Genomic DNA, 14,057 nt, shown 5'->3' on the forward strand with positions numbered 1-14,057 from the left:
CTGCGGCGCCGCAGCAGTCGCCTTTCTTGCGGGCCGGCGCCCGATGTGCTGTTAATCGGAACAGGTCCTGAAACAACTGTCGCAGAATGCGACACAGGAGGCTGTCGGTGTCCCCGCTTGCTCCCGACCCGCGCCTGGGCAGTGCCCGGCGCAGTTTCTTCGAACGCGGTGCGGCGCCGGTGGGCGCGGTGCCCGATGCCATCCTGCACTCGTGGCAGCGCTGCCAGCGCCATGGCCTGCTGGTGGACGCGCAACCCAATGCCGAACCGCTGACCGATGTCCGCCTGCGCGAGCTGCGGCAGCGCCGCGAACGGTTGTGGCGGCAGGCCCGGCCCGAGCTGGAAGGCTTGGCGGCGGAGATGACCCACAGCGGCAGCATCGTGCTGCTGACCGACGAGGATGGCTGGATCCTGGATGCCGAAGGCAGCACCGGCTTCCTGGACAAGGCCGGCCGTGTCGCGCTGATGCCCGGCGTGCGCTGGGACGAAACCAGTGTGGGCACCAATGCGATCGGCACCGCGCTGGTGGAAGGCCGCGCGCTGCAGGTCCGCGGTGGCGAACACTACTTCGCACCACACGGCATCCTGACCTGCTCGGCGGTGCCGATCCTGGACCCGCACGGCCAATGCCTGGGGGTGCTGGACGTATCCGGTGACGCGCGGCTGCCCCACCTGCACGCACTGGCCCTGGTGCGGCAGGCAGTGGCCCAGATCGAGCACCGTGGCTTTGCCGACGGGCTGCCCGACTGCGAACTGTTGCGCCTGCACCACCAGCCGGTGCTGCTGGGCAGCGCGCGGGAGGGCGTGCTGGGCTTCCGCGCTGGGCGCCTGGTCGCGGCCAATCGTGCTGGGCTGGCCCTGTTCGGGCTGGAGCGCCACGACATCGGGCGTACGCCGTACGAAGCCTTGTTCGAGCAACCGCTGTCACGGCTGGCCGACGATGGCGTGCTGCTGGACCGCCAGGGCCGCCGCCTCTACGGGCTGCGCCAGCCGCGCAGCACGCGGCGCGCGCAGGGTGCCCCCGCGCAGCGCCTGCCGCAGGCGCCGCCGTTGGTCGCAGCGGTTCCGCGCGGGCCGTTGTTCGATGCCGCCCAGCAGGCGCAGCTCGACGCGGCCGGGCGTGTCCTGCAGGCGGGCCTGCCGGTGCTGCTGCAGGGTGAAACCGGAACCGGCAAGGAAGTGTTCGCACGTGAACTGCATGCGCGCAGCGCACGCGCGGGCCGGCCGTTCGTTGCGGTGAACTGCGCCGCATTGCCCGAGGGCCTGATCGAATCAGAGCTGTTCGGTTACGAAGAAGGCGCGTTCACCGGCGCACGCCGCCACGGCAGCACCGGGCTGCTGCGCCAGGCCGAAGGTGGCGTGCTGTTCCTGGATGAGATCGGTGACATGCCGCTGGCGCTGCAACCCCGGTTGCTGCGCGTGCTGCAGGAACGCGAGCTGTCGCCGCTGGGCGGTGGCAAGCCGGTGAAGCTGGATTTCGCCCTGGTCTGCGCCAGCCATTGTGACCTGCCGCAGGCGGTGGCCGCCGGGCGCTTCCGCGCGGATCTGTACTACCGCATCGCCGACCACGTGGTGACCCTGGCACCGCTGCGCCAGCATCCCGATCGTGGCGCCGTGGTCGATGCGCTGTGGCAGCAGCTGGGCCACGACCAGGCGTTGCCCGCTGCCACCCGTGCCGCGCTGGTGGCCTGTGCGTGGCCGGGCAACCTGCGCCAGCTCAGTGCCTGCCTGCGCACCCTGGTGGCGTTGGCCGGGCCGGGCCAGCCGGCGGGCCCGGAGCTGCTGCCTGATGTCGTGCGCAATGGTGCGGCGGACACCGTGCCACCTGTACTGGCGTCCACCGCAGTGCTGGGGGAGATGGCCGAAGCGGCGATGCGCCAGGCGCTGGCCGCATGCGAGGGCAACGTGAGTGCGGCGGCCAAGCGGCTGGGGATCAGCCGCAGCACGCTGTACCGGCGGCTGGGCGCACCGCGCGGGGGGTGAGCGCGCGGCAATGCCGCGCTTGCTCGACCCACCCGTAGAGTCGAGCAAGCTCGACTTTACCGGCGTTGCATCCTTCAGCTGGCCAGTACCGAGGCCTGGCGTGCCAGGTCTTCGATGCCCTGCCAGTCGCGCGCCTGCACCAGCGCGGCGGTGGTCAGCCACGAACCGCCCACGCACAGCACGTTGGGCAGGTGCAGGAACTGCGGTGCGGTCTGCACGCTGATGCCGCCGGTCGGGCAGAAGCGCACATCGGCGAACGGGCCGTGCCAGGCCGACAGCAACGCGGCGCCACCGGCCTGCACCGCCGGGAAGAACTTGAAGGTATCCAGCCCGTGCTCAAGACCCACGATCAGCTCCGAGCCCGTGGCCACGCCCGGCAGGTACGGCAGGTCGGCATCGCGGGCGGCAGCATACAGGGTGGGCGTTGCGCCGGGTGACACCGCGAAGTGCGCACCGGCCGCCTTGGCGGCCTGCATCTGCGCCGGCGTCATCACCGTGCCAGCGCCGACCACGGCGTCGGGCACGGCCTCGACCATCGCCTTGATCGCCTCCAGCGCGCGCGGCGTGCGCAGGGTCACTTCGATCACCGGCAGGCCGCCCCGGAACAGGGCCTGTGCCACCTGCACCGCATCGTCCACGTCATCGGGGGTGAACACCGGGATCACCGGGGCCAGTTTCAGTACCGCACGTACGCGCGGATCAGCGCCGGACATCGAATCGCTCCTCGCCCACCAGGGCCAGCACGTCAGCTTCGCTGACAGGGTTGAAATCGCCGGGGATCGAATGCTTCAGTCCGCCGGCGGCCAGGCCGAAGCGCACGGTGGCCTCGGCATCCAGACCGGACAGGATGCCATGCAGGATGCCGGCGGCGAAGGCGTCGCCACCGCCGATGCGGTCGACGATGCCCTGCAGCTGGCGCACCGGCGCCTGTGCGCGGGTGCCATCGCGGCCCAGCAGCAGCGCGCCCAGTGCGTGGTGGTCCACGCTGATCGCCTGGCGCTGGGTGCAGGCCATCCACTGCAGGTGCGGGAAGGCGGCAAACGCGGCCGCCGCTGCGGCGTCCACCTTGGCCACCACATCGGCCTGCTCGAACCGCTGGCCGAGGATCACCTCGATGTCGCGGTAGTCGGCGAACACGATGTCGGCCTGCGCGAAGAGCTGGTGCAGGATCGCCTGCGCATCGCCGCCCCAGCGCTGCCACAGCTTCGGCCGGAAGTTGCCGTCGAAGGACACGCGCACGCCCCGTGCGCGCGCTGCACGCGCTGCTTCCAGCGTGGCCTGCGCCACGTCCGGGCCCAGCGCCGGGCTGACCCCGGACAGGTGCAGCCACTGTGCGCCCTGCAGCAGCACCGGCCAGTCGTAGTCGGCGGCGGTGCTGCGCGCGAAGGCCGAGTCGGCGCGGTCATAGACCACTTCGCTGGCGCGCTGCACCGCACCGGTGGTCAGGAAGTACAGGCCCATGCGCCCATCCGGGTCCTGGCGTACGCCGCGCGTGTCCACGCCATGGCGGCGCAGTTCGCCCAGCACGTGCGCGCCCAGCGCATTGCCGGCCACGGTGCTGACCATGGCCACCTCATGTCCGAAACAGGACAACGAGACACCCACGTTCGCTTCCGCACCGCCCACATGCACCTGCAACTGCGGCGACTGCAGCAGCAGCTCGCGCCCTGGCGCTCCCATCCGCAGCAGCAGTTCCCCGAAACACACGACACGACCCATTTCCGCTCCCTTACGCTGGCCGCCAGCACGTACGGCTGTACGGCGTGGAATCGCACCACGCACCCGCGTGGCGATTGGCTATCGGTGTCATTGTAGATCCGACCCGCCGTCCGCACAGCCTAGCAAACTGTCGGAAGCATTGTCCCGCAAGCGTCTTGGAGACATTGCAGATCTGTTGCGGTGCAAGATGCCGGAACCCGGAGGTGCTGTTACCGTCCGCCTTGACCAGCGGTGTCATTCCGCTGAAACACTCGCGAGACCAGACCTTTGGGAGAGGGGAAAGGCATGCATTCTCGGAACCACGCAAAAAAGACACCGGTTACCTTGCTGGCCATGGCCGTCGGCCTGGCACTGTCGGCAGGCGCAGCGGCACAGCAGCAGGGTGAAGCGCCCACCGCCACCAACCTGGACACGGTGAACGTCACCGGCTACCGCGCCAGCGTGGAAAAGGCGCTGGACATCAAGCGCAGCGAATCCGGCGTGGTCGACGCCATCGTGGCCGAGGATGTGGGCAAGTTCCCCGACCTGAACCTGGCCGAATCGCTGCAGCGGATTCCCGGCGTGGTCATCACCCGCGAAGCGGGCGAAGGCCGCAACATTTCGGTGCGCGGCCTGGGCCCGGATTTCACCCGCGTGCGCTTGAACGGCATGGAAGCGCTGACCACCGTGGGCGCCGGCGACCAGAGCGGCGGCACCAACCGCGGCCGTGGCTTCGACTTCAACGTGTTCGCCTCGGACCTGTTCTCGCAGATGATCGTGCGCAAGACCGCCTCGGCCGATGTCGAGGAAGGGTCGCTGGGCGCCACGGTGGACCTGCGCACTGCGCGTCCGTTCGACTACGACGGCTTCACATTCGCCGCCAGCGGCCAGGCCGGCTTCAACGCCATGGCTGAAAAGGCCGACCCGCGCATGGCCGCGCTGATCGCCAACACCTTCGCCGACGGCACCTTCGGCGCATTGCTGTCGGTGGCCTATTCCGAACGCCAGGCGCTGGAAGAAGGCTCCAACACCGGGCGCTGGGCCAACGGCACCAGCAACGGCGGGTTCGCCGCCAGCCCGCTGTTCCCGGCCGCGCGTAGTGCCGATGTGTACCACCCGCGCTTCCCGCGCTACGTGCAGATGGAACACGAACAGAAGCGCCTGGGCGTGACCGGTTCGCTGCAGTGGAAGCCGACCGATCGCACTGAAATCTCGCTGGATACGCTGTACTCGAAGATCGACGCCACGCGCGACGAACACTACATCGAAGCGATCTCGTTCAGCCGCAACCGCGATGCCGCCACCGGTGCCAACCGCCGCCCCGACCGCGACGGCAAGCCGGTGATGGTGGTGCGCAATGGCGAGATCCGCAACAACGCCCTGGTCTACGGCGAATTCGACAACGTCGACATCCGCAGCGAGAACCGTCACGACGAATGGAGCACCGAGTTCAAGCAGGCCAGCCTGAACTTCGATCATCGCTTCAACGACGCGTTCTCGTTGAACGGCAAGCTGGGCGTCTCGCGCTCCAAGCACGAAAACCCGGTGCAGACCACCATCATCATGGACAAGTACGATGTGGATGGTTACAGCTACGACTACCGTGGCAACAGCCGTGCGCCGGTACTGAACTACGGCATCGACCCGACCAACCCCAATGGCTGGGAGCTGGCCGAGATCCGCCTGCGCCCGCAGTACGTGGACAACGACTTCGACACCGCCGAAGTCAACTTCAACTGGAACATCAGTCCCGGCTTCCGCCTGAAGGGCGGCGTGCTGGCCAAGAACTACACCTTCGACACGCTGGAACTGCGCCGCACCAGCGAAGGCGCGGTACCGACGTTCGCCAACGGTTCGCGCATCGTGCCGGTGGACCTGACCAGCCAGGCCGGCCTGAAGGGCATCTCCGGTTCGCCGTCGAGCTGGGTGGTGCCGAACCTGGATGCCGTGGCCGACGCGCTGGACATCTACAGCAACACCGGCACGTTCGCGCTGGCACCGCGTGCCAACAACAGCCGCAGCGTGGAAGAGAAGGACCGTGGCGTCTGGCTGATGGGTGAGTTCTCCACCGATCTGGGCAGCATTCCGCTGTCGGGCAACTTCGGCGTGCGCTACGTGCAGACCGAACAGACCTCCAGTGGCGCGGCCACCGTGGGCGGCGTGCTGGTGCCGGCCACCACCAACCGCAAGTACAACGACACCCTGCCCTCGTTCAACCTGGTGGCCGAGATCACCCCGGACTTCCTGATCCGCCTGGGCGCGGCCAAGGTGATGAGCCGACCGGGCCTGGGCAACCTGACCCCGGGCGTGACCGTGGCCGTGGCCGGCGGCGCGCGCACCGTGGCCGGCGGCAACCCGAACCTGGATCCGTTCCGCGCCACCAACGTGGACATGAGCTTCGAGTGGTACTTCAACGAAGGCGCGATGGCCGGCATCGGCCTGTTCTACAAGGACATCGAATCGTTCGTGCAGACCACGCGCGAAGTGCGCCCGTATTCCACCAGCGGCCTGCCGGCCAGCCTGCTGGAAGGCACCGGTGCATCGGTCAACGATGACTTCACCTTCAGCATTCCGCTCAACACTCCGGGCGGCGAGCTGTACGGCGTGGAAGCCAACTACACTCAGCCCTTCACCTTCCTGCCCGGTAAGTGGTCGAACCTGGGCGTGCAGCTGAACTACACCTGGGTCGACACCAGCATCCAGTACGTGAACGGCAACGGCGTGGCGGTGATGAAGAACCAGCTGACCGGTACGTCGAAGAACGCCTGGAACGCCACGCTGTTCTACGAAGGCGAAGTCTGGTCCGGGCGCGTGTCGGCCACCAACCGCAGCGACTACCTGACCCAGGCGCCGGGCCAGGAAACCGGCTTCAACCTCGATGGCTACCACGGCATGACCGGCACCACCGTGCTGGACGCTTCGATCCGCTACCGCATCAGCGACCAGCTGGAACTGAGCCTGGAAGGCATCAACCTGACCAACGAAGCGTCCGACGAGTGGGTGTACTCGCCCACGACAGGCCAGCTGCCGCTGCAGTACACCGAAACCGGCCGCCAGTATCTTCTGGGCGTGCGCTACAAGTTCTGATCCAGCCGCGGCGGTGTGTGCGCACGCCGCCGCATTCCCGTGCAACGACATACGGCTGCGGCGTACTGCTGCGGCGCAAGATGCCGCGTCCCACGTGCTTTGTTACGTTCACGCATGACCCGCGGTGTCAGCACGTCGTTGCACCCGCGTCGTGCCGGAGGAGGCCGGCACGAACGCAGCAACGCACCTGCAACGCTTGAGGACACCCTGGGAGGGGATTTCAGATGGATTCGTCGCTCGCGCTTCATCGCGGCCGCGCGCCGCGCGCCGTGCTTGCCCTGTCGATCGGCCTGGTGCTGTGCCAGGCCGCCCATGCCCAGCAGACCCCGGAAGCGGCCGCGTCCGCACCCGATGCGGTCGACCTGGACAAGGTGGAAGTAAAGGCCACCTACCGCGAAAGCCTGCAGCAGTCGTTGGATGAGAAGCGCTACAGCGTCGAGCAGGTCGATGCGATCTACGCCGAGGACATCGGCAAGTTCCCCGATCTGAACCTGGCCGAATCGATGCAGCGCATTGCCGGCGTGTCGATCGACCGCGAAGGCGGCGAAGGCCAGCAGATTTCCGTGCGCGGCCTGGGGTCGGATTTCACCCGCGTGCGCATCAATGGCCTGGAAGCCCTGTCCACCGCCGGCAGCGGCACCACCGGGGTGAACCGCAGCCGCGGCTTCGACTTCAATACCTTCGCCTCGGAACTGTTCAGCCGGGTCAAGGTGAACAAGACCCAGTCGGCGCAGATGGATGAAGGCTCGCTGGGTGCTACCGTCGATCTGCGCGCCTCGCGACCGTTCGACTTCGAAGGCTTCCAGGCCTCGCTCAACGGCCAGTACGGCTTCAACGAACTGTCGCGCAGCAAGGACCCGCGCGTATCGGCGCTGCTGAGCAACACCTGGGCCGACGGCCGCTTCGGTGCGCTGATGTCGGTGGCGTGGAGCAAGCGCACCATCTTCGAGGAAGGCTACAACCCGGTCCGTTGGGAACACGGCAACTACCGCAACTCCAACCAGTCCACCGCCGCCAACAACGGCACCTACGGTTTCTGCAGCCCGGTGGGCTACGACCCGCAGACGCCGCGCAACCCGGCCAGCAATGAAACCGCGCAGGGCGTGGGCAGCGCCGCCAACCAGGCGCGCAACAACGGCTGGGGCAGCTACGGCATCGATGCCACCCACTGCGGCACCGGCATCGACCGGCCGGCGGCCACGGCCGAAAACATCGCCGCCTACGAGACCGCGACCAATGCGTGGATTCCCCGCTACCCGCGCTACGTACGCACCGAACACGAGATCGAACGGCTGGGCGTGACCGGCGCGCTGCAGTTCCGCTTCAGCCCCGACAGCCTGCTGAACCTGGACCTGATGTACTCCCGCCTGGACAAGGACCAGCGCGAGGATTCGCTGGGCGCCAACCTGCATCGCACCGCGCAGTACGGCGGCAAGACCCAGATCGCCGTGCGCGAGGCGCAGGTGGATGCGCAGAACCGCCTGGTCTACGGCGTCTTCGACAACGTGGATTTCCGCACCGAATCAACCTCGATCGAAGAGACCACCGAGTTCAAGCAGGCCAGCCTGAACTTCGAACACCGCTTCAACGACGCAGTGCGCCTGGATGCGCTGGTCGGCCATTCCTCGTCCAGCTTCGAACGCCCCGTGTTCTCCATGGTCAGCTTCGACAACAGCAACCTGGATGGCTTCGTGCTGGACATGCGCAACGGCGCCAGCATGCCCTCGATGACCTTCCCGTTCGCGCTGGGCGATGCCGCATCGTGGCAGTGGCTGGGCTATGGCACCGCGCCGGTGAATGCCAACGGCACCGCGCGCGGCGGCAACATCAGCGAAGTGCGGCTGAACCCGCAGTACGTCGACAACAGCTTCGACACCGCCAAGGTCGACCTGACCTTCAACATCTCGCCCACTTTCACCCTGCGCGGCGGCCTGGCCTACAAGGACTACGGCATGAGCACGCAGGAATACCGCAACATCAGTTACGGGCGCATGTCGCAGGCGCTGCCCAGCGGCGTAGGCGTGGGCGATCTGTCCACCACCCTGGACGGCTTCGGCAAGGGCCTGGACGGCAACACGCCGAACGGGTGGTTGATTCCCGATTTCAGCCGCATCGCCGAACTGCTGGATATCTACTGCAACTGCAACACCGGCACCCTGGGCGGCGACTACCGGCTGGCCGGCGTGGGCCACTACGGCGCATCGAACAACAACTTCGACGTGACCGAGAAGAGCTACGCCAGCTACCTGCAGCTCGATTTCAACACCGAACTGTGGGACCGGCCGTTCCGCGGCAACCTGGGCCTGCGCTACGTGCGCACGCAGATCGATGCCAGCGGCTATGCGCCCTGCCAGGCCGCCAACAGCAACGACCTGTCGTCGCAATGCGAGCCGTTCCTGGGCGTGGCCAGCGCCACCGCCGATGCCGGCGAGCGCCTGCTGGTCGGCACCACCGTCGGCCACCGCTACGATGACTGGCTGCCGTCGCTGAACCTGGCGTGGGACCTGACCGATACCTTCGTGCTGCGCTTCGGCGCGGCCAAGACCATGGCCCGGCCCACCCTGTCCAACCTGTCGCCCAGCGTCAGCGGTGGCCCGACCGCGTTCGTCGATGAAGACCGCTACTACTCGATCAACCTGGGCAACCCCAAGCTCGATCCGTTCCGCTCCACCAACTACGACCTGAGTGCGGAGTGGTACTTCCAGGAAGGCGCGCTGCTGTCGGCGGCGGTGTTCTACAAGGATATCGAGACCTACGTGCAGCGCACCCGCCTGCTGACCACCTGGCAGGACATGGGCTATTCGCTGGACCTGCTGCCGGCCGGTTTCAGTCCAAATTCGCTGTTCAACGTGCAGAGCTACTTCAACACGCCGGGCGGCCCGTTGAAGGGCTACGAGCTGACCTACCAGCAGCCCTTCAGCTTCCTGCAGGGCTTCTGGAAGAACTTCGGCATCCAGCTGAACTACACCCACGTGGATTCGAAGATCAAGTATCTCTTCAGCTCCGGCAGCGGCGACACCATCGTCACCACCTATACCGAGAACGACCTGCTGAACCTGTCGCCGAACTCGTACAACGCCACCCTGTACTACGACGACGGGCGCTTCAGTGCACGTGTTTCCACCAGCTACCGCGACGCCTACATCAACCAGATCCTGACCCAGGAAAACGTCTGGGACCTGGACGGCAACCAGTACGCCACGGCCGACGTGACCGGCAAGTACAGCGTGGAGAACGTGGATTTCAACATGTCTTGGAAGTTCAACAAGCAGCTGACCGTCAGCTTCGAGGCGATCAACCTGCTGGACAGCGCCGATGAGCGTTACGTGGACTCGGCCCTGTCCCTGCCCGACCGCTACACCCATACCGGTCGCCAGTACTACCTGGGGCTGCGCTACAAGTTCTGAGCCCCTGCCTGCCCTGCCGTACCGCTGCACCGTCGAATGCTGCTGAAAGGAAGGTTCCATGCACCGCACCGCTTCTGCTTCGTCCCGTCCGCGCCGCCGCCTGCTGGTGGCCGCGCTGCTGCTGGCCAGCGCCCTGCCTGCGGGCGCCGCCGCACCGCCCACGCTGCTGTTCCACGTGGACGCCAACCAGGGGCTGACCGCGGTGACGGCGCAGGGCGAGGCGGTGCCGAACTTCCGCGACAAGGCTGCGGTGGTGGACGACGGCGCACGCGGCAAGGCGATCCAGTGGGAAGACGATGGCGTGCTGGCCTGGGATGCACCCGGCAACATCCAGGCCCAGCGCGGCACCCTGGCCTTCGACTGGCGCCCGCGTTATGCGGTGGGCGAAGCACCGTTCGTGATCTTCCGCGTGGGCTATGCCGACCACAGCAGCTGGGACATGGCCTGGCTGCGCATCGACTGGAACGGCCACGGTTTCGATGCGTTCGTGACCGATGCCAACCTGGCACGCAGCCGCGTGTCGTTCCGCATGGACACACCGCCGCGGCCGGACCAGTGGCTGCACCTGGCCTTCGCCTGGGACGAGGACCAGGGCGTGCGCCTGTTCGTGAATGGGCGCGAGGTGGCACGCATGCAGGCCACCGGTGATTTCGATGCCGCGCTGGACCAGCTGGGTCTGGCCGGGCGGGTGATGGCGCCCTACCAGGTGCAGAGCCGCTACAACTTCCTGCGCGGCAGCGATTTCCAGCACATCCGCGTGTACGACCGCATGCTGGATGGGCCCGCCGTGGCCGCACTGGCACGCGGCCAGGCGCCGGCCAGCGCGGTGGCGACGGCGACCGACGAACGCGCGTGGCGCCATCGCTTCGGTTGGGAAGGCGCCGCCCCGCCTGCACTGTCGGCGGCGGGCACGCGCATCCGCAAGATCGAGTTCGCCGACACCCGCGACCTCAAAGCGTGGATGTGGAAAGCCACCGATGGCATCGCCGAGACCACCTGGCCCGGTGTCTACAACCGTTCGCGCCTGCCCGGCCGCAACGACTACTTCCAGTTGCCGGACTGGAACACCTACGTCGAAAGTGGCCAGCACCTGGACCTGACCCTGCCGGTGGGCGAAACGGTGAACCGGGTGGAGATCCGCGGCGCGGCCTTCGGCACCCTGGCCCACGGCGCCGATGCCGAACATGCCACGCAGGTGCTGGCCACGCGCACACAGGGCGTGGTGCGCAGCGTGCAGGACATTCCCGCGCAGTCCGGCGGCGTGCTGCGCTTCAGCAACGTGGAACAAGAAACGCCGATCCAGGAAATCTGGGCCTACCACGTGAGCGAGGGCGCCGAGCCCGAAGGCACGGTGAAGCAGACCTACATCATCGACAGCCAGGCCCTGCCCGACTACACCAACCTGGACGCGCTGCGCCGCTACATCGACGGTCGCTACCCGGCCGCCGAGCGCAGCACGGTCATGGCCCTGCCCAAGGGCGCTGGTTCACGCCGCCGCGGCGCCGACACGCTGCCGGCGCAGCCGCGCCCGATCGTGCACGTGCTCATTCCCTCCGGCGTGGGCGATGCGCCGGCCAACCAGCCGTTGATCCGCAGCTGGGCCTACAGCTGGGAAAACATGCACGACGGCCTGGATGGCGTGGCCATCGACCTGCCCGCGCTGGATCTGCCGGCCACGCAGGACGGCCTGATTCCGCTGAACATCCGCATCAAGGATCCGATCTGGCCGGCACGCGACATGATCGATGTCTCGGTGTCGGTGCAGCGCGGGCAGAAGCGCACGCTATGGCTGGACCTGCGCGACCGCATCCTGACCCCCGACAGCCTGTGGCTGAGCATCGCCTCGGCCGCGCCGGGCTTCGATGCCGCCGCGCTGGACGGCGCGCAGATCCGCCTGGTGTTCAAGCCGCGCGCCGAAGCGCTGAAGGAACACGTGGCCGACCGCTTCAACCAGGTGCGTGACAACTGGGGCTTCCTGGTGGAAGAACACACCACGTCCAAGCGCCAGCGCCTGTACGCGCGTGTGTACGCCGACCTGAGCGATCTGCTGCGGGTCGACCCCGACCACGAACTGGGCCGGCTGTACTGGAACTACATCAGCTACAACAGCCAGGGTCGTCCGCCCTTCGATGCACCGCAGGTGCCCAAGGGCGTGCCCGCCTGGGCGTTCCACCAGCTGCAGGACCTGGCCCACGTGCGCCGCTTCGTGGACTGGTGGATCGACGAACGCCAGGTGGCCTACGGCGATTTCGGCGGCGGCATCTCCGACGATTCCGACCTGACCCAGCAGTGGCCGGGCCTGGCCCTGATGGGCGTGCAGCCGGACCGCCTGAACGCTTCGCTCACCGCCTTGTCCGATGCGGTGTACCGCAATGGCATGTTCAGCAACGGCCTGAGCACCATCGAAACCGACGAACTGCATTCCTACGAGGAAGGCATCAATACCAACAGCGCCATGCTCTACCTCAACTGGGGCGACCCGCTGACGGTGGAGCGGCTGATGGAAACAGTGAAGGCGTTCGACGAACGCATCATCCTGCGCAATCCGCAGGGCCACCTGCTGTTTTCCAGCAACTGGTTCGGCGGCAACAAGGTCTACCGCGAACCGAACTGGCAGTGGCAGAAGCCGTATTCGTTCCCGGTGCTGCACCCGGCGTTCCTGCTCGGCCAGTACAACGCCGATCCGACCGGTCGCAAGCTGGTGATCGGCCTGGCCGACGGCTACCTGGCCCACGCCGGCCGCGACGACAAGGGCCGCTTCACCCTGCCCAACGAAATCAACTGGGCCACCGGCGCCACCCGCGGCGGCGAACTGAACAACGGTTCCGGCAGCGGCGACATCATGCATACGTTCTGGGCCGCCTGGCGCTGGACCGGCGATGCGAAGTACCTGCAGGCGCTGGACTACCGCGTGGCGCGCGGCGGGCCGGGTGCGCTGGCCAACCTGGGCGAGAACTACGTGGAAGTGCTGGGCCGCCAGCAGGACTGGTACCCGCAGCTGACCGCCGATGCCAAGGCCGGCAAGACCGGCTTCGCCAGCCTGATGGCCTGGCAGGCCACCGGCGACCTGCAGTACATCGACGCACTGCATGCCGACGGTGTACAGGCCAAGGCGCAGCGCGAATACATGAACACCGAAGGCCATTGGTGGTCCGACCGGGTGGAAGCGCCCAGCGAGTTCCTGCAGCGTGCGCGCCTGGGCGGCATCGCGCTGAAGCGCAACCAGAGCTGGCCCGGACACACCGTGAGCTGGCGCTTCGACCGCGACGACGCCGCCGAGCAGGTCGCCCTGCTGGTGCATGCGCCATCGCGCGAGCGCTTCACGGTGACCAGCTACACCCTGGGCAGCCGCACCATCGCTGCGGACATGACCGGCTGGAACGTGGCCAGCGGCACTTGGCGCGTGCGCAGTGGGGTGGACGCCGATGGCGATGGACGCATCGACGGCAGCCCGCGCGAGCGCACCGTGCAGTTGGAAACCAGCGCTGCGGTGCCGATGCAGTTCCGCCCCGGCCGCACCGAGATCTTCGAGTTCGAGCGGGTGAGCGCGGGTACGCCGGTGGAAACCCGCCCGGACCTGGGCATCGGCCGCGGCGATCTGCGCGTGGACGGGCGCCAGGTACACGTGACCGTGCACAGCCTTGGCCATGTGGGCAGCGGCGTGGGCGTGGCGGTGCTGGAAGATGCGCGTGGCCGCGAGATCGCGCGCAGCGAGGTGCCGGCCATGGCTGCCCCGGCCGAGCTGCAGCCGAAGACGGTGGTGGTGTCGTTGCCGCTGCCGGCCGGCGACCGCAGCGGCCTGCGCGTGCGCGTGGCCCTGGCCGATGGTGGCGAGGAAGTGACCCGGTTGAACAACGTGGCCGACGTGCCGCGTTGAGGGGGC

6 protein-coding genes are annotated in these 14,057 nt (G+C 67.6%); 4 read left to right on the plus strand and 2 right to left on the minus strand.

Going from position 1 to position 14,057, the window contains the following annotated elements:
- Positions 1–107: 107 nt before the first annotated feature.
- Positions 108–1,982: a sigma-54-dependent Fis family transcriptional regulator gene (locus tag C1922_RS00170; RefSeq protein ID WP_234413405.1), complete on the plus strand. Its 1,875-nt coding sequence runs from the start codon at positions 108–110 to the stop codon at positions 1,980–1,982.
- A gap of 74 nt (positions 1,983–2,056) precedes the next feature.
- On the opposite strand, the gene eda is transcribed toward C1922_RS00170, so the two are convergent.
- A complete protein-coding gene (eda, locus tag C1922_RS00175; RefSeq protein WP_108747932.1) occupies positions 2,057–2,695 on the minus strand; it encodes a bifunctional 4-hydroxy-2-oxoglutarate aldolase/2-dehydro-3-deoxy-phosphogluconate aldolase in 639 nt (212 codons plus the stop codon).
- Positions 2,682–3,701 (minus strand): sugar kinase, encoded by a 1,020-nt coding sequence (locus tag C1922_RS00180; RefSeq protein WP_108747933.1) that lies wholly within the window; start codon positions 3,699–3,701, stop codon positions 2,682–2,684. Before C1922_RS00180 ends, eda begins: the two co-directional genes overlap by 14 nt.
- A gap of 285 nt (positions 3,702–3,986) precedes the next feature.
- Between C1922_RS00180 and C1922_RS00185 the strand changes: the two genes are divergently transcribed.
- From C1922_RS00185 to C1922_RS00195, 3 genes are all read left to right on the plus strand, one after another.
- On the plus strand, positions 3,987–6,767 hold the full coding sequence (locus tag C1922_RS00185) for a TonB-dependent receptor (RefSeq protein WP_108747934.1): 2,781 nt from the start codon (positions 3,987–3,989) through the stop codon (positions 6,765–6,767).
- A gap of 224 nt (positions 6,768–6,991) precedes the next feature.
- On the plus strand, positions 6,992–10,174 hold the full coding sequence (locus C1922_RS00190; RefSeq protein WP_108747935.1) for a TonB-dependent receptor: 3,183 nt from the start codon (positions 6,992–6,994) through the stop codon (positions 10,172–10,174).
- 58 nt (positions 10,175–10,232) lie between these two features.
- Positions 10,233–14,051 (plus strand): LamG-like jellyroll fold domain-containing protein, encoded by a 3,819-nt coding sequence (locus C1922_RS00195; protein ID WP_108747936.1) that lies wholly within the window; start codon positions 10,233–10,235, stop codon positions 14,049–14,051.
- The last annotated feature ends 6 nt before the right edge of the window (positions 14,052–14,057 follow it).

It is taken from the genome of Stenotrophomonas sp. ZAC14D2_NAIMI4_7, assembly GCF_003086675.1.
In the GTDB taxonomy this organism is placed as follows: domain Bacteria; phylum Pseudomonadota; class Gammaproteobacteria; order Xanthomonadales; family Xanthomonadaceae; genus Stenotrophomonas.

Excerpts from the sequence above, each read along its gene's own strand:
- eda (WP_108747932.1), bottom strand. The coding sequence starts at position 2,695 with ATGTCCGGCGCTGATCCGCGCGTACGTGCGGTACTGAAACTGGCCCCG.
- C1922_RS00180 (WP_108747933.1), bottom strand. The coding sequence starts at position 3,701 with ATGGGTCGTGTCGTGTGTTTCGGGGAACTGCTGCTGCGGATGGGAGCG.
- C1922_RS00185 (WP_108747934.1), top strand. The coding sequence starts at position 3,987 with ATGCATTCTCGGAACCACGCAAAAAAGACACCGGTTACCTTGCTGGCC.
- C1922_RS00190 (WP_108747935.1), top strand. The coding sequence starts at position 6,992 with ATGGATTCGTCGCTCGCGCTTCATCGCGGCCGCGCGCCGCGCGCCGTG.
- C1922_RS00195 (WP_108747936.1), top strand. The coding sequence starts at position 10,233 with ATGCACCGCACCGCTTCTGCTTCGTCCCGTCCGCGCCGCCGCCTGCTG.